The sequence below is a fragment of the Pseudomonas sp. genome (assembly GCF_050739655.1).
Lineage (GTDB): Bacteria > Pseudomonadota > Gammaproteobacteria > Pseudomonadales > Pseudomonadaceae > Aquipseudomonas.
This window is the reverse complement of sequence record NZ_JBOIBY010000576.1, coordinates 1-16,264: the sequence shown is the minus strand read 5'-3', so window position 1 is coordinate 16,264 and position 16,264 is coordinate 1. Positions and strand designations below refer to the sequence as shown.

The window sequence follows — 16,264 nt, the reverse complement described above, 5'->3', positions numbered from 1 at the left end:
GCTGGAAGCGCATAACGGCCCATACCTGCGTTCTCTTGGCTTGGGCGTTATTGCACTAACAGCCCAAGAGCTGTCGGACGCTCAAGACATAAATGCGCAAAGCCCTGCGCTCTCGTTGCCAGATTGCTTCGCGCTAGCCTGTTCAAAAAGACCTAATCACTGCCTTGTATCAGGCGACAAAGCGCTCCAAAGAGAGGCGGCAAGAACTGGGACAGTATTTGGATTGCTCTGGCTTCTCGACGCTATGGAACAAAGAAGCGTTCCCGTGCAGTCCTTGGCTGCCGGACTAACCAGTCTTCTAAATTATCCCAGATGTCGCTTACCCCGCGATGAAGTTGAGATGAGATTGGCTCGATGGCTCGTAGCCTAATAGACAGGACTGCAGGCCCGCACACTTCCTCAAACGTATCGACGCTGTCGTGCTTGATTTTGTTGCACAGCTTGGAAAGGCAGCGGCCAAGCGAAACGCTGGCAAGCACGGTTAAACACGACAAGAACAACCTCCTATATTGGCCATTTCCGACTTCACGCAGAACCCGGGGAAATTCACATTGAATGGCGCTATGCCATGGCCAAACTCTGCTTACCTTGGTTAAGCTACTGCAACTTACGCATGATCAAGCCAAGCTTTGCACATTGAGTGGATACGCAACCGAAGGATCAACCATGGCAGCTAGCAGCAATTTCGCCTTTCTCCAGGAGCACGACCCCGTCTTCCTACAGCTTGCGAGCACTGCCGAGCAAGTATTTGCCAGCGATCCTAACACCACTCTGATCAAACTGCGCCAACTCGGTGAAGCCTTGGCCCAGGACTTGGCCAGCCACGCCGGTATCGAATTCGATACCAATACCACTCAGTCCGACCTGCTGTATAAGCTCAGCCGTGAGATCCAGCTGGATCAGAACATCCGCAGCCTGTTTCATACCCTGCGCGTGGAGGGGAACAGAGCCACCCATGGGTTCCGCACCCAGCATCGCGAAGCCATGGATGGGTTAAAGGTCGGTCGCGCCCTGGCCATCTGGTATCACCAATCCTTCGGCAAGAACGCCAACGCCTTCAAACCCGGCCCTTTCGTCACACCCAGTGACCCCAGCGCCCCGCTACGCGAACTGCAAAGCCAGATCGAACAGCTCAAAGCGCAGTTAACTGAATCCAGCCAGCAGGTGGAGAGCAACCAGCAGCTTGCTGAACTGCTCAAGCGCGAAGCCGAGGAATATTCTGTGCTCGCCGAGCAGATGGACGCCGAGTCACGCGGCCATCAACAGTTGGCCGCAGAGCACGAAGCAGCTTTACATAAGCTGCGCACCGAGCACGAGCAAAGCCTCAAAGCACTGCAGCAGCAACTGGCCGCCCAGCCGCAGGCCAGCAAACAGGTTGCCAAGAAAACCCAGCAGGCCAGCAGCAACTTCGATCTCTCCGAAGATCTCACCCGCATCCTGATCGACCAGAAGCTGATCGATGCCGGCTGGGAAGCAGATTCCCTCGACCTAACTTACAGCAAAGGCGCACGTCCCGAGAAAGGTCAGAACAAGGCTATCGCCGAGTGGCCCACCAGCAGCCCGAAAGCTTGCGCCGACTATGTTCTGTTCGCCGGCCTTACGCCGATCGCCATCGTCGAAGCCAAGCGCAAACGCATCAATATTGCCGACCGCATTACCCAGGCCGAACGTTATGCCCGCGAATTCAATCTCACCAGCGAGCATCAACAGCCCTGGCTGCAAGCTGGCCAAACACTGCCCTGGAGCGACGGCCAAGGTGGCCACTTCCACGTGCCTTTTGCCTTCACCTGCAACGGCCGGCCCTTTATCAAGCAGCTCGCAGAACAGTCCGGCATATGGTTCCGCGACCTGCGCAACCCGGCCAACACGCGCCGACCGCTACCAGATTTTCACACGCCGAGTGATTTGCTCGACCTGCTCAAACGCAGCCAGGCGGAAGCCGAGGCCAAACTCAAAGTTGAAGGATTTACCTACCTCAAACTGCGTGACTATCAAGAAAAGGCCATCCAGTCCGTGGAACAGGCGCTGGCTAACAACCAGCGCGATTGCCTGTTGGCCATGGCCACTGGCACCGGTAAAACCCGCACCATCATTGGCCTGATGTATCGTTTCCTCAAGACCGAACGCTTCAAGCGCATTTTGTTTCTGGTCGACCGCAGCGCCCTTGGCCAGCAGGCCATCGATTCGTTCAACGACACCACGCTGGAGCAGAACCATACCCTGGGGCAAATCTACGACATCAAAGAACTGGGCGACATGGCTGCCGAAGCGGAAACCCGCGTCCAGGTAGCCACCGTGCAAGCCATGGTCAGCCGTATTTTCCGCTCAGATACTCCACCATCCGTGGGAGAGTTTGACTGCATCATCGTCGACGAAGCCCACCGGGGTTATACGCTCGACCAAGAGATGACTGAAGGCGAGCTGGCCGTGCGCGATCCCAACCAATATCTCTCGCAATATCGTCGAGTGCTAGATCACTTCGATGCCTGCCGCATCGGCCTCACGGCCACGCCAGCCAAACACACCAGCGAGATTTTCGGCAAACCGGTATTCACCTACAGCTATCGGGAAGCCGTGGCCGACGACTGGCTCATCGATCACGAACCACCGGTCCGCTACGAAACCCAGCTCAGCCAGCACGGCATCCGCTTTGAAAAAGGCGAATCGGTCAGCGTCATCAACACGCAGACCGGAGAAGTCGACGTAGCGGAACTGGAGGACGAACTCACCTTCAACATCGAGTCGTTCAACCGTCGCGTAATCACGCCCGCCTTTGACAAGGTCATCTGCGACGAGCTGGCCAAGGAGCTAGATCCCTTCGGAGAAGAGAAGACCATGATCTTCTGCGTCAACCAGGCTCATGCCGAACGGGTGAAAAATCTGCTTGATGACGCCTTCAAGTCGGCCTACGGCGAGCAATTTAACGAAGCGACAGTGCGCATCATCACCGGCCAGAGCGACAGGGTTGAGCAACTGATTCGCCGCTACAAAAACGAGTCGCACCCCAGCATTGCCATTACCGTCGACCTGCTAACCACCGGCATTGATGTGCCGAAAATCTGCAATCTGGTATTTATGCGCCGCGTGCGCTCGCGCATCCTCTATGAGCAGATGAAAGGCCGCGCTACCCGCCGTTGCGACGAAATCGGCAAGACCGTATTCCGCATCTACGATCCCGTCGACCTCTACGCCAGCCTCGAAGCGGTAGACACTATGAAACCCCTCGTAAAGAGCCCCAATATCTCCCTGGAGCAACTGGTCAGCGAACTCAGCAGCAGTGCCAGCCACGATGCACCCGGCAGCCAGGATGGCAGCAGCCACGCCCATGACGTACTCGACCATTTGAGTCAGCGCGTCATGCGCATCTTGCGCAAGGCTCAGCACAAGGCCGAGAGCAACCCGAACCTCAAACAGAAACTCGATGAGCTGCAGGATGCCTGGGGCGTCGAACCGGCCAAGCTGCACAGCCACCTGCATGAACTCGGTCCGCAGCAGGCTGCCAACTTTGTTCGCCAACATAACCTACTGATCAACCAGCTGGCCGCAGTCAGCGCTCTACTCGGTTCGGAAAATTACCCGGTCATTTCCACTCACGCCGACGAGCTGATGGTGCGAGAGCAAAACTACGGCCAGAATCAGAAGCCCGCCGACTACCTGGAAAGTTTCCATGAGTTCATCCACAAACAGCTCAACCAGTCCGCTGCCCTTGGCATCGTGGTTAACCGCCCCAAAGACCTGACTCGTGAGCAGCTGCGGGAGGTACGTCTGCTACTCGATCAGCACGGTTTCAGTGAAGCCAGCCTGAAAAGCGCCTGGCGCAATCAGACCAATCAGGAAATCGCCGCCAGTATCATCGGCTATATCCGACAGGCCGCAATTGGCGAAGCCCTACTGTCGTTTGACCAGCGTGTGACCCGAGCCATGCAGAAGATTTACGCACTACACCCCTGGACGTCCGTGCAGCGCAAGTGGCTGGAGCGCCTGGCCAAGCAATTGGTACATGAAGTGATCATCGACCCGCAGCAGGTCAACGACGCTTTCAGGAACGATGGAGGCCTCAAAGGCCTGGATCGCAACCTCGGTGGCAACCTGGATCGCGTGCTGGAAGCCCTGAACGACAACCTGTGGTCGGCTGCGGGATGAATCTTGACGTCCAATTGATTTCCCGACAACCCGCGTCCGCAGTCCCAGGACAAAGGACACCAGCTTCCACCGTCAAGCACTCGCATCGCCTATACCCGCTAGCCACTAAGTCGAACAACAAAAAGCCTCAGCTCAGGACTTCAGTTCCAAATATCTTGCAAAACCATGCTGCGGTGCATAGCCTCTCGCCCAACACACCCGCCATGCCTATTGTTGCTTCGGCAGTTACGCACAAAATGAGCAGGTTTTTAATGACCTGCCATCACATGGCCGGTAATTTTTCCGCATGAAGTCCTTTCGCAAGCCAGCCATTGATATTCCTACGCAGTTGCCCCTGGCCAAACAGAGCGGGCTTATCACTTTGAACGAAGGTAAGGCGTATTGCTTTCTCGAAGCCATCGGCTTCTTTCGCCTCGCACCCTACATGCGCTCTTTCCAAGTATCGGAAGATGCCAGACACGACTTCAAGCCCCCCTGCCGGCCACGGGTGTCCCGCCCACCTGGCTAAGCGAACCACGCCCAAATTCAATCCCGTGTACCGAATAGATTTATTCGGTTCACGCCATGAACAAATTAGAGAGCACTCCATGACCAACTCCGATATCGTCCAGAAGCTCTGGAACCTATGCGACGTGCTGCGCGACGACGGAATTAACTATAGCGACTACGTCACCGAGCTGGTGTTGCTGCTGTTTATCAAGATGGAATACGAGCAGGTACAGAACAACGACAGCTTCGCCCACAAGCTGCCTGAGGGGGCGCGCTGGCCGGATCTGTCAGGTAAATCAGGGCTCACCCTACTCGACCATTACCGGCAGATGCTGCTCGATCTAGGCAAGAACAGCGACCCGCTAATCGCCGCAATCTACGCCGACGCACAAACCCGCCTAAAAGAGCCACGCCACCTAGAGCAGTTGATCAAGAGCCTGGATGGCATCGACTGGTTCAGCGCCCGCCAGGACGGCCTTGGCGACCTCTATGAAGGCCTGCTGGAAAAGAACGCCAGCGAGACCAAATCCGGTGCCGGCCAGTACTTCACCCCGCGCCCGCTGATCGACAGCATCATCAATTGCCTCAAACCGCAGCACGGTGAAACTATTCAGGACCCGGCCGCCGGCACCGCAGGCTTTCTGATTGCCGCCGACGCCTATATCAAGCAGCAAACTGATGACCACTACGCGCTCAACGACCGCGACCGCACCTTCCAGCGCAACAAGGCCTTTGTCGGCATCGAGCTGGTGCCAGGCACCCGCCGTTTAGCGTTGATGAACACCTTGCTGCACGGCATGGAAGGCGACGAAGAAGGTGTGGTCCACCTGGGCAACGCCCTCGGCCAAACAGGGGCCAACTTGCCCAAAGTCGATGTGATCCTCTCAAACCCGCCTTTTGGCACGGCCAAGGGCGGCGGCGGCCCTACCCGCGACGACCTCACCTACAAAACCAGCAACAAGCAACTGGCCTTCTTGCAGCATATCTACCGTGGCCTCAAGCCTGGTGGCCGCGCCGCCGTCGTACTGCCCGACAACGTACTGTTCGAATCCGGCGTCGGCACCGACGTACGCCGCGACCTCCTGGACAAATGTAATCTGCACACCCTCCTGCGCTTGCCCACCGGCATCTTCTACGCCCAGGGTGTAAAGACCAACGTGCTGTTCTTCCAGAAGGGAACCGCCGAAAACCCGCGCCAGGAACAAGGTTGCACCCAGCGCGTCTGGGTGTATGACCTGCGCAGCAACATGCCCAGCTTCGGCAAGCGCACGCCTTTTGGTACCGGCCACCTTAAACCCTTCGAAGACGCCTACGGCGAGGATGCCAACGGCAACAGCCCGCGAGCCGAGAACGTCGAAGGCATAGGCGAGCTGAGCCGCTTTCGGGTATTTAGCCGCGAGCAGATCAAAAAGCGCGGCGACTCCCTAGATATCAGCTGGCTCAAGGATGCCGGCAGTCTGGAAGCCGCCGACCTACCCGCTCCGGAAGTACTGGCTGGCGAAGCCATGGCCGAACTGACCGAAGCCCTGCATGAACTGGAGGAGCTGATGAAAGCACTGGGCGCGGGGGATGAAGTGGCGGCGCAGAAGCAGCTGATAGCAGAGGTGATGGGATTGGCGGTGGTTGAGGGTAATGGGGATGAGTGAATGTCCGAGTGGGTGGGCGCTGGGCTCACTAAACGACCTAGTCGCAGCCGGTGGACTCTTTTCTGACGGTGATTGGATCGAAAGCAAAGACCAAGACCCTGATGGCGAAAATCGGTTGCTGCAACTTGCGGACATCGGCGACGGTGTTTTTATCGACAAGTCGTCCCGTTTCGTAAACAACGAAAAATTTCACTTACTCAACTGTACTGAGCTGCATGAAAACGACTTACTAATTGCTCGCATGCCCGACCCTCTCGGTCGAGCATGTTTGATGCCCGGCATTGCTCAACGCTGTTTGACCGTTGTTGATGTGGCTATATTTCGGTCTGGAATCCCAGATATATCACACAAGCTTTTGATGCACTTCATAAACTCCCCTGAAGTACGAAAAAGCATTGAGCTTGAATCTTCTGGCACAACACGTAAACGCATCGCAAGAGGAAAACTTACAGAGCTAAAACTCCCAATTCCGCCTGCTGCCGAACAAACTCGTATTGCCCAAAAACTCGATGAGCTACTAGCCCAGGTTGACACCCTCAAAGCGCGCATCAACGCTATCCCCGCGCTGCTCAAACGTTTCCGCCAATCAATCCACGCAGCCGCCGTTTCTGGGCGGTTGACGGAAGAGTGGAGAAAAGGAGCAGAGCCCAACTGGACTTTTCAAAGAGCAGCCGATCTCTGTGAAAAAGTTCAAAGCGGCGGCACACCAAAGGAAGGATTTTCTGAAGTTGGCGTGCCTTTTTTGAAGGTCTATAACATCGTCAATCAGAAAATTGACTTCAGCTATCGACCTCAATACATAACCGAGAGCATACACAAAGGATCATCGGCAAAATCAATCACCAAGCCAGGCGATATCGTAATGAATATCGTGGGCCCCCCCCTTGGAAAAATTGCAACAATTCCGGCCGACCACCATGAGTGGAATATCAATCAAGCAATCACTTTATTCAGGCCGAGCGAAAAAATAATTTCCGGCTGGATTACCATCGTGCTTGAAGGTGGAGAATGCCTGCGAAACATCATGAATGAGACGAAGGGCTCAGCTGGCCAAGTGAATATCTCACTATCCCAGTGCCGGAACCTTATATTCCCAACCCCATCGATTGACGAACAAATGGAAGCAGTTCGCCGGGTAGAACAACTCTTCGCCTTCGCTGATCAACTGGAAGACAAAGTTACTTCAGCCAAAAGCCGTATCGACCAACTTACCCAAAGCATCCTGGCTAAGGCTTTTCGTGGAGAACTGGTGCCGCAAGACTCCAACGAAGAACCCGCCAGCATACTGCTGGAGCGTATAGCCACATCGAAACTTAACAAGCCATCTAAGCCACGTAAACCTCGAGCACCCAAATCAACTCGCCCTACCCAGAAGAACAACGCAATGACCAAGCACCGCCTAGATGATGATGTATTAGCCCAACCCTATCTCGCTGAACATCTCCGTCGTTTGGGCTCAAAGGCTACAGCTGAAGCCTTATTCAAAGCGGCCGACCTCCCGGTAGCTGACTTCTATAAACAGCTGGCCTGGGAAGTTGCTCAAGGTCTAGTACTTGATCTGGGCGAGACATTGGAAGTAAAAAATGAGGCTTGACCGAGTATACATCGACGGATTCAAGAACCTGAAGCAATTGGAAGTAGACTTCGACGAGCGTAATCTCACCACCGTATTGATCGGCCAAAACGGCGCAGGAAAATCCAATCTAATTGAGGCTATTACCCAAGTTTTTCGGTGGGTAGACTTAAGGCGGCAGGAGCCACGCTTTCAATATAAAGTCGAGTATCGGATAGATAAGGCACGAGTAAGTTTAAGCAACATCGAAGGTGAGCCTCCAATTCGCGTAGACGGAAAGGAGGTTAAGCTTACGGTATTCGAAAGGCGAAAAAGTGAGTGGTTTCCTGACCTAGTCTTTGGATACTACTCAGGTGGTAGTCGGCGATTGGAGTCACTTTTCGATAGTCACCAACGACGCTATTACGAGGCAATCAAACTCGAAGATAACGACCATCTTGTGGCAAAGGCCCAAGCTGAACGTCGACTTTTCTACTGTCGGCCCATCCATGGTATTTTGGCCTTAATGGCGTTGTTCGCCTTTCCAGACGAGAAGCTGACGCAAGAGCTCTCCAGCAAGTTGGGTATCACTGGTTTTCACTCTTTACTGGCACTCTTTCGTGAACCTTGGTTCGCGCGTAATAAAAAAAAATCCGCCGAGAGACTCCCCGAAAATTTTTGGGGAGCAGCCGGTACCGCGGGCCAAACAGCGCGCGCATTCAAAGAGCAGGCATTCCACCCCATACCCCTCACAGGAAATGCCATTGATGATTACCGTGATAAAACACAGAGCGAGTCGCAGTACGCAACCTTCCTGCCCACCCTTAATAAGTTACAGAGTTTAGCCAGCACCTTTAAGAGCGAAAGCAAAATGTTCTATGCGCTTGAGGCGATGGATATTTCTGATCTTATTCGTGAAATGCTGGTCTGGGTAAAACGCAACAATGACGACAGTGGCGATGTAGGCTTTGCCGATTTATCAGACGGCGAGCGACAATTACTGATGGTCTTGGGATTGATTCGTGTGTCACGCGGCAAACGAGCGCTATTCCTACTGGATGAGCCCGACACCCATCTAAATCCACATTGGCAGCATAGCTATCTAAAACTGATTGAAGATTGGACAGGAATTGCTGCAGAGAAAGACAATTGCCATGTAATTATCAGCACGCACAACCCATTAACCATCTCAGCGCTTAGCCGAGATGAGGTGAGGGTATTGTCTACGGCGGACGATGGCACGGTAAAATGCTCTGCGCCCTATACAGACCCCAAAGGCATGGGCTTTACCGCTACTCTGACTGAAATATTTGGGCTACGTACTAGTTTAGATATTGAGACGCAGATCTTAGTAGATAAACGGAATGTTTTGGCACAACTTGATAAGAAATCCGACGAGCAAGAATACGAGTTCATTAAGATCAATGATCAACTGGCGCGCCTAGGTTTTCTTTTCGAAGACCGTGAGCCTTTGTATCAAGACTTTCTCCATGCGCTGCAAGATGTCCGCTATGCCAATCGCCCTCCGCTTACACCTCATCAAGTCGCCCAGCGTCATCAAGCGATGAAAACGTTGATCCAGCGACTTATGTCTAAGGAGACTGACGCTTGATTTACATTAAGCTGGACATAAATATAATCCCTAAAAAGCTCCTGCTAATCGCGTTAAAGGCTCAGCAAGAGCTAGCGCTCAAGCCAGAAGGAGATCGAAAGGAGTTCATCGAAAAGAACGCTCGAATTTGGCGCGCCTTCGCTCAGAGCCTCGCTCGCATGTCCTATGGCAAGTGCTGGTACTCAGAAAGCAATGACCCACAGTCTTTTTTTGATGTAGACCACTTTAGGCCGAAGAAGGAAGCGAAACGCGCAGAGAATCAGAGTGATGACGGTTATCCATGGCTGGCCTTTTCGTGGGAGAACTTCAGATACTCGGCAGCACGCTCCAATCGGCTGAATAAAGATGAAGTTAACGATCTGACTGTTGGCAAGGGCAGCTGGTTCCCACTGATCAACGGCAGCGTTCAAGCAGAATGGAATAACCGTTGTGAGGCACAGGAAAAACCTGTGTTGCTAGACCCTCTTAATCAAGCAGATGTGAGCCTAATCGAAGTGGATGCCAGCGGTAATATTCACCCTAGCTTTCTCTGCGTTGGTGAAACTAAAAAACTCCGGGTATATCGATCCGCCGAGCTCTATGGCTTGAACCTACCAAAACTTGTCAGCGCGCGTAAAAAAGTAATGCGAGATATCCAAAACAATTACGACACACTAATAGAGCTCATTACTGAAGACAAAGATCGACCAGCCATCGATCGTCACCAACTTGTGCTGAAAGAGGCAACTATGTCAAACGCCACTTATGCACTTGCAGCCAGATCAAAATTACAATCTCTACCGAAAGGCTATACACTTTGTGCACAGCCTGAAGATATACCACCACCATACAGATGGGCTGAGAAAAAGAACTAGCATAAATACCGTAGGACAATAGTAACTTTGAAAAACAACCTTTATCGCCTGCCACCCACCGAATAGCCGATAAAAACCAAACTGCACCCGCAAGAGGCTGACCATGAACTCTAGGAGCTGTGCGCTAATAATGCTCGATGGCTCGAACAATTTCGCCGTACAGTCCTATCTGAAGTAGTCGAGAGTATCGAGCATGACCGCAGGTGTTTCTTGAGACCCAAACACGTTGGCTAAACAGCCGAAAGCAGACCCAGCTGCGCTTTCTGGCTTTCCGCGCGGATCAGATATGGCAGACCGGAGACAAAGAAATCAATCGTGTCCTCGACAATCTCCAAAAATATCAAGAATTGGCTGTGGGTCACTCCCCCCTCTTTAGTATCTGGTTGAAAAATGCTGCCTCCTTTCAACCCAGACCTCAGCAGGACTCATCGGTCCCTTATAGCGACTCATCGAGGTTGTCGCGTAACGACTCATACTCTCCCGCTTGTAAAGCAAACCCTGGCCGTCTCGCGGTACAAAAAATAGTACACTGTCGGTACAGTGCGCAGCTTTGACAGATTACGCAAAATTGCGCTAAAACCCCTCTATAGCGCTGCTTTCAGCTAACTGTACATTCCCTAAACTACGCACGATTTCACTGGGCTTGCAGCGTTTCTAGGCAACTCATAATCCTTTGGTCCACGGTTCAAGTCCGTGTGGGCCCACCAAACAAAAAGCCGCGCATTGCGCGGCTTTTTCGTGTGTGGCGATTCGGTTTGCAGAGATGTGCTCTTCAGTTGGCAAAGTTCTCAATCTTTACCTGCCCCTCGGGAAAGGTTGCAATGATTTCCAGCTCGCCGCCCATGGCGCGGATGTAATTGCGTAAGGTACTGATGTACATGTCGGTGCGTCGCTCCATCCTGGAAATCGCCGCCTGATTGACATGTAGCGCCTTGGCCAGGGTCTCCTGGCTCAACTCCTGGGCCTTGCGCAATTCGTGCAAGGGCATTTCTTTCAGATGCTGGCGGTACAATTGGTCCGCTTCAGCACGAGCTTGCGGCGTCATGCGAGCTTGTAGTTCAGCAAATTTCTTAGCCATCGTTTCGGCCCTCTTTACGCAGTATTTCCAAATATTTGCCACCCAATAAATATAACTTCAAGGGAATAACCTTAAGGGCTGGAGCAGTTGTTCGACTACCCTGGATCTCTCCTGAAATTGTTAATGGCAATGTCCGGCGCTCTTGGACTTTGAGTTTTTTCGCACCTTAGTTGATGGCGCAGGGCAAGCCAATGACGCCACTGAAATGCTGTCGGAGGGCTTCCATCCAGATATTAGAGGCTTTGTGTCTTGGTATTTGTTGATACGGGACATCGTAATATCGGATGACGCCGTAGGACCTTGTAGGCAAACTCCGAATCTTGCATTTGGGCACTTTGCCGCCTTGTTGCGCTTTTCTTCGACGGGATAGTCTTCGGCCCTCGCTGATCATTCAGCGAGCGGGCTTGGAAACCCGATTGAAATTGGACGCAGCAGGTTGCCCATCTCATTCTTGAGTTATGGCGGCTGTGCGCGGGACGTCTTCGGGCGTGCCGGTTTCCTAATTTCCCGGTTTTCCAACCTGCGCGCAGCTGCCACCCATTCGCTTGGAAACGAATGTGACAGCTCCTCAAAAAATTAGGAGTTTGAACATGAGCAAAACTGATCAGTCCGCACCTTCAGAACTAAAAACCCCCGGTTTCACCCCTTTCATGTACCTCTCGGACCAACCGCTATTCCACGTCTGCCGCGACGTCCCCATCGCCGACGCCCTGGCCCAAGCCTCCGACCTGCTGTTCCTCGCCAAGTCCCTGACCGTGGATGCCGCCTATGCAAAAGGCTGCGACCGCCACGCCTGGGCCGCGCATTACCTGACAACCATGAGCAAAGCGTTGGTTGATGATGTGGTGAAGGTCCTTAAGCGGCGCCCCGTTCAGAGCGCGACGAAAGCCAAGGGTTAACGACGGTTCATCCTTCGAAAACACGCCCCGAGTTTTCGGGGCGTCCTACAGGCGCAATGTCTTGCACTGCCTGCAACCGCTCAAGCATTTCCCCCGTTATCACAACCTCATAGGTATCTGCTGGCCTGCCCCACTGCTCTACCAGCACCATGCGGTCGACCAGCATTGCGCCTAATTCGGTAACGGTGTGGGCCGAAGCTTCGACGATGTCCTGAGCCCGCAACCATAGACGATCATTGATCGCTTTCAGTTCGGTCGTGATGCGGTCGGTGGATGTAAGGTTCGTCTCGGGATAGAGGATGTTGCGCAGCAGTTGCCGTAGCTCCCTGAGTTTTGCGTCATCCCGCTCAGCCCCGAATGCTCCATTGAGGATGGCGGTTGCTTTTGCTTTGTCGACGCGTAGATCGCAAGAGAGAGTCTGTGCCATCGCCCCTGCAAAGAGGACCATGATTCGGGCTTCGAGGTAGGCCTTCATGGCTTCCATCGAAGGAATGGGCTGCACCAGGTTGATGGAGGCGCCGCCCTTGTGGCGCAGGTCCATGGTCACTGTTAGCGTTATACCGCCCGTGGCAAAACCCAACGTGCGGGCCACGACGTAGTGGCCCATTTCGTGATGGGCGATTTGCAATGCGTGAGCGCGTACGGCGGGTGGCATTTTGCTCGACATGTCCGTTGCCTCGGGCTCTTAGGTATGGGTGTACCCGATTAACTGTAGGCGCTGGCTTTTCGGGTCGCCGCACCGCAGCGAAAGCGGTGGATCAGTGCCATAAGTATTGAATGACACACCGCATTTGCTGGCAAGCCAGCTCCCACAGGTTACGGGTGGGCCCGATCCATTGTAGGGCCTGGCTTGCAGATCACTGCCTGTCAGCCCTTACTTGGGCAACGCGTAGGCAATCACATAATCTCCGCGATCCGTCGACTGACGTGCGCCGCCCACCGTCAGCAGGATGTACTGCTTGCCGGTTTTCGGTGAAACGTAAGTCATCGGTCCGGACTGGCTGCCCACTGGCAAACGGGATTTCCAGATCTCATTGCCGTTGCCGGTATCGAAGGCGCGCAGGTAGAAGTCCTGGGTGCCGGCGAAGAACAGCAGGCCGGACTGGGTGGCCAGCGACGCGCCGAGGGTCGGCATACCGATCGGGATTGGCAGGTGCATGCGGATGCCCAGCGGGCCGGTGTCCTGCACGGTGCCGACCGGGACTTGCCACATCAGCTTGTGAGTCTTGAGGTCGATGGCGGACATGGTGCCGAACGGCGGTTTCTGGCACGGAATGCCGGCCGCCGAGAGGAAGCGTTCACGCATGGCGCCGAACGGTGTGCCTTCCTGCGGCACCACGCCCATTTCGATACCACTTGCCCCGGCGCCGATCTTGTCGCGCGGGATCATGTAGTTGGCCAGGCCCAGGCGCATGTCGTTGACGAACATGTAGTTGGTGTTCGGGTCGACCGAAACACTGCCCCAGTTCATGCCACCCAGCGAACCCGGGAATTGCAGGGCGCGGTCCATGCCTGGTGGGGTGTAGACGCCTTCATGACGCATGCCTTTGAACTGGATTCGGCACATCAACTGGTCGAACGGCGTGGCGCCCCACATGTCGGACTCGGTCAGCGTCTTGTTGCCGATTGACGGCATGTCCACCGAAAACGGTTGGGTCGGCGAGTAGCGTTCGCCCGGTACATGGCCTTGGGGCACCGGACGCTCTTCGACGCGGGCAATCGGTACGCCGGTTTCACGGTTCAGCAGGAAGATCTCGCCCTGCTTGGTCACTTGCGCCAAGGCTGGCTGGGTGCCTCCCTTGTCGTCCGGCACGTCGTAGAGCAACGGTTGTGCTGGCAGGTCGAAGTCCCACAGATCGTTGTGGGTGGTCTGGAAGTGCCAACGCACTTGACCGGTTTTCACGTCGATGGCGACGATGGAGGAGTTCCATTTGTCATCCATTGCCGTGCGCTGACCGCCGAAGAAGTCCGGGGTGGCGTTGCCGGTTGGCAGGTAGACCAGACCAAGCTTGGCGTCGTAGGACATGGCCGACCAGACGTTTGGCGTACCACGGGTATAGGTTTCACCGGCCGGAGGGCGTTTGGTGGTGTTCGGGTTACCCGGATCCCACGCCCACACCAGCTCGCCACTGCGCACGTCGTAGGCACGAACCACGCCCGGAGGTTCGCCAGTGGAGTAGTTATCGGCCACTCGGCCACCGACGATCACCACGTCCCCTGCGACCAATGGGGTCGAGGTTTGCTGGTAGTAACCGGGCTTCACTTCACCCATGTCGGTCGTCAGGTCGACGGTGCCTTGGTTGCCGAACTCTTCGCAGGGCTTGCCGGTTTCGGCATTGATGGCGATCAGGCGCGCATCGCCAGTTGGCAGGAACAGACGTTTCGTACACGCATTTGGCTGATCGGCCACAGGTGTAGCGCCGGAATCGAAGTAACCCAGGCCACGGCAACGCTGCCAGTTAGGCGCAGAGCCTTGCGGGTCGAACTTCCAGCGCTGGGCGCCGGTGTCGGCATTCAGGGCGAAGACTTTGCCGTAGGCGGTGCAGGTGTAGACCGTGTCGCCGATTTGCAGCGGCGTGTTCTGGTCCTCGGCGCCGGAACCGGTGCTTTGCGGGATGTCGCCGGTGCGGAAAGTCCACGCCACCTGCAACTTGTCGATGTTGCCCTTGTTGATCTGGTCCAGCGCAGCAAAGCGGTTGCCGGCGGTGGTATTGCCCCAGTGCGCCCAGTCCTTTTGCTCGGTGCCCGGTGCGACCGGCGTAACCGCAGGTTCGGCGGTGGCCTTGACCACGTGGGTCGGGACGAACATGTAGGCCATCGTGGCGACAACGCCAACGCCCAGAATGCCTGCCAGACCGTAAGCGCCACGCCCCGCCGTCGCGCCAGAAGCGCGCACCAGCGTCGGATAGATCAACGCCACGACCAGACCGATCACGGCGAACGTCAGCACTCGCGAAACCAGTGGCCAGTATTCGAGACCTGTGTCCCAAACAGCCCAAATCGCGGTAAGAACCAGCGCCGCGCCATACACCCAAGCGCCGAGCGGCTTGCGACGGGCAATCATCAGGCCGGACGCCAGCATCGCCAGGCCCATCAACAGGAAGTACCAGCTGCCGCCGAGCGTGATCAGATAACCACCGCCACCGGCCAGGCCGAGCCCGATCAGTGCAATCAGGACACCCAGCCCCGCCAGCAACCATTTGCTGCCGGCGGCAGCCCCAGAATTATTCATGTCGGTATTTTTCCCATTTGTGACAAGGGCGGAATAATGTACCACCTAGTTACTTATGGCAATTTGTCGCAGCCACAAATGTCATGAACGGTACTAGGGCCAGATCAAATGTCCGCCGCGAGCGCTGTAGGGGATGTGCCTGTAACATGCGTAGCCATTGATCCGCGCCACTGGAGATGCCCTTTGTCCGACGCTCGCCCGCCCATCCTCGACGAAATCGACCGCCAGTTGATCGCGGCCCTGCAAATCAACGCCCGCGAGAGCGTGGCCATGCTTGCTCGGCAGTTAGGCATCGCTCGAACCACGGTTACATCCCGGCTGGCACGGCTGGAAAAAGCCAAAGTGATCACCGGTTATGGCGTGCGCCTGGGTCAGCGTGTGGTCGATGGCGGATTGCAGGCGTATGTGGGGATCACCGTGCAGCCGCGCTCCGGCAAGGAAGTGCTGCGGCGTCTGAGCACAATGGCTCAGGTGCAACAGTTGTGTGCCGTGAGTGGCGAATTTGATTATGTGGCGTGGTTGCGCACCGATTCGCCGGAGCAGCTGGATCAGTTGCTGGATCAGATTGGCAGCGTGGATGGAGTGGAGAAGACCACGACTTCGATCATCTTGAGTAGCAAGATTGATCGGGGGCAGCCGGTTTGAGTTTCTGCCCGGTGGTTTTCTAGTGTCTGGAAGGGACTCTTCGCGGGCAAGCCCGCTCCCACAGTGGCCGGTGGTGTTGGCGGATTTTGTGATCGACGCAGGACCCTGTGGGAG

At 55.2% G+C, this 16,264-nt stretch carries 11 protein-coding genes; 7 read left to right on the top strand and 4 right to left on the bottom strand.

Features of this window, described 5'->3' with window-relative positions; genetic code table 11:
* The first annotated feature begins 666 nt into the window (after positions 1-666).
* From hsdR to ACRESJ_RS27465, 5 genes are all read left to right on the top strand, one after another.
* Complete coding sequence (gene hsdR, locus ACRESJ_RS27485; protein ID WP_431760672.1) at positions 667-4,143, top strand: type I restriction-modification system endonuclease; 3,477 nt, start codon at positions 667-669, stop codon at positions 4,141-4,143.
* Positions 4,144-4,730: 587 nt separating this feature from the next.
* Entirely contained in the window at positions 4,731-6,278 is a 1,548-nt protein-coding gene (locus tag ACRESJ_RS27480; RefSeq protein WP_431760671.1) for an N-6 DNA methylase, read from the top strand.
* Positions 6,271-7,872 carry a restriction endonuclease subunit S gene (locus tag ACRESJ_RS27475; RefSeq protein ID WP_431760670.1) on the top strand — a complete coding sequence of 534 codons (1,602 nt, stop codon included), beginning with the start codon at positions 6,271-6,273 and terminating at the stop codon, positions 7,870-7,872. The genes ACRESJ_RS27480 and ACRESJ_RS27475 overlap by 8 nt, the downstream gene beginning before the upstream one ends.
* Positions 7,862-9,442: an AAA family ATPase gene (locus tag ACRESJ_RS27470; protein WP_431760669.1), complete on the top strand. Its 1,581-nt coding sequence runs from the start codon at positions 7,862-7,864 to the stop codon at positions 9,440-9,442. The genes ACRESJ_RS27475 and ACRESJ_RS27470 overlap by 11 nt, the downstream gene beginning before the upstream one ends.
* Positions 9,439-10,296, top strand: coding sequence for a hypothetical protein (locus ACRESJ_RS27465; RefSeq protein WP_431760668.1), 858 nt, complete (start codon positions 9,439-9,441; stop codon positions 10,294-10,296). Before ACRESJ_RS27470 ends, ACRESJ_RS27465 begins: the two co-directional genes overlap by 4 nt.
* Before the next feature lie 230 nt (positions 10,297-10,526).
* Here ACRESJ_RS27465 and ACRESJ_RS27460 read toward each other — a convergent pair whose 3' ends face one another.
* Complete coding sequence (locus tag ACRESJ_RS27460; RefSeq protein ID WP_431760667.1) at positions 10,527-10,658, bottom strand: hypothetical protein; 132 nt, start codon at positions 10,656-10,658, stop codon at positions 10,527-10,529.
* A 410-nt stretch (positions 10,659-11,068) separates the two neighbouring features.
* Complete coding sequence (locus ACRESJ_RS27455) at positions 11,069-11,374, bottom strand: helix-turn-helix domain-containing protein (protein ID WP_431760666.1); 306 nt, start codon at positions 11,372-11,374, stop codon at positions 11,069-11,071.
* A 590-nt stretch (positions 11,375-11,964) separates the two neighbouring features.
* On the opposite strand from ACRESJ_RS27455, the gene ACRESJ_RS27450 reads away from it, so the two are divergent.
* The gene (locus ACRESJ_RS27450; protein WP_431760665.1) at positions 11,965-12,273 is read left to right on the top strand and encodes a DUF3077 domain-containing protein; all 309 of its coding nucleotides are present in this window, start codon (positions 11,965-11,967) and stop codon (positions 12,271-12,273) included.
* Positions 12,274-12,280: 7 nt separating this feature from the next.
* On the opposite strand, the gene ACRESJ_RS27445 is transcribed toward ACRESJ_RS27450, so the two are convergent.
* Positions 12,281-12,940 (bottom strand): peptidase M41, encoded by a 660-nt coding sequence (locus ACRESJ_RS27445; RefSeq protein WP_431760664.1) that lies wholly within the window; start codon positions 12,938-12,940, stop codon positions 12,281-12,283.
* 207 nt (positions 12,941-13,147) lie between these two features.
* Complete coding sequence (locus tag ACRESJ_RS27440) at positions 13,148-15,505, bottom strand: glucose/quinate/shikimate family membrane-bound PQQ-dependent dehydrogenase (RefSeq protein ID WP_431760663.1); 2,358 nt, start codon at positions 15,503-15,505, stop codon at positions 13,148-13,150.
* Between the two features lie 183 nt (positions 15,506-15,688).
* On the opposite strand from ACRESJ_RS27440, the gene ACRESJ_RS27435 reads away from it, so the two are divergent.
* Entirely contained in the window at positions 15,689-16,150 is a 462-nt protein-coding gene (locus ACRESJ_RS27435) for an Lrp/AsnC family transcriptional regulator (RefSeq protein WP_431760662.1), read from the top strand.
* The last annotated feature ends 114 nt before the right edge of the window (positions 16,151-16,264 follow it).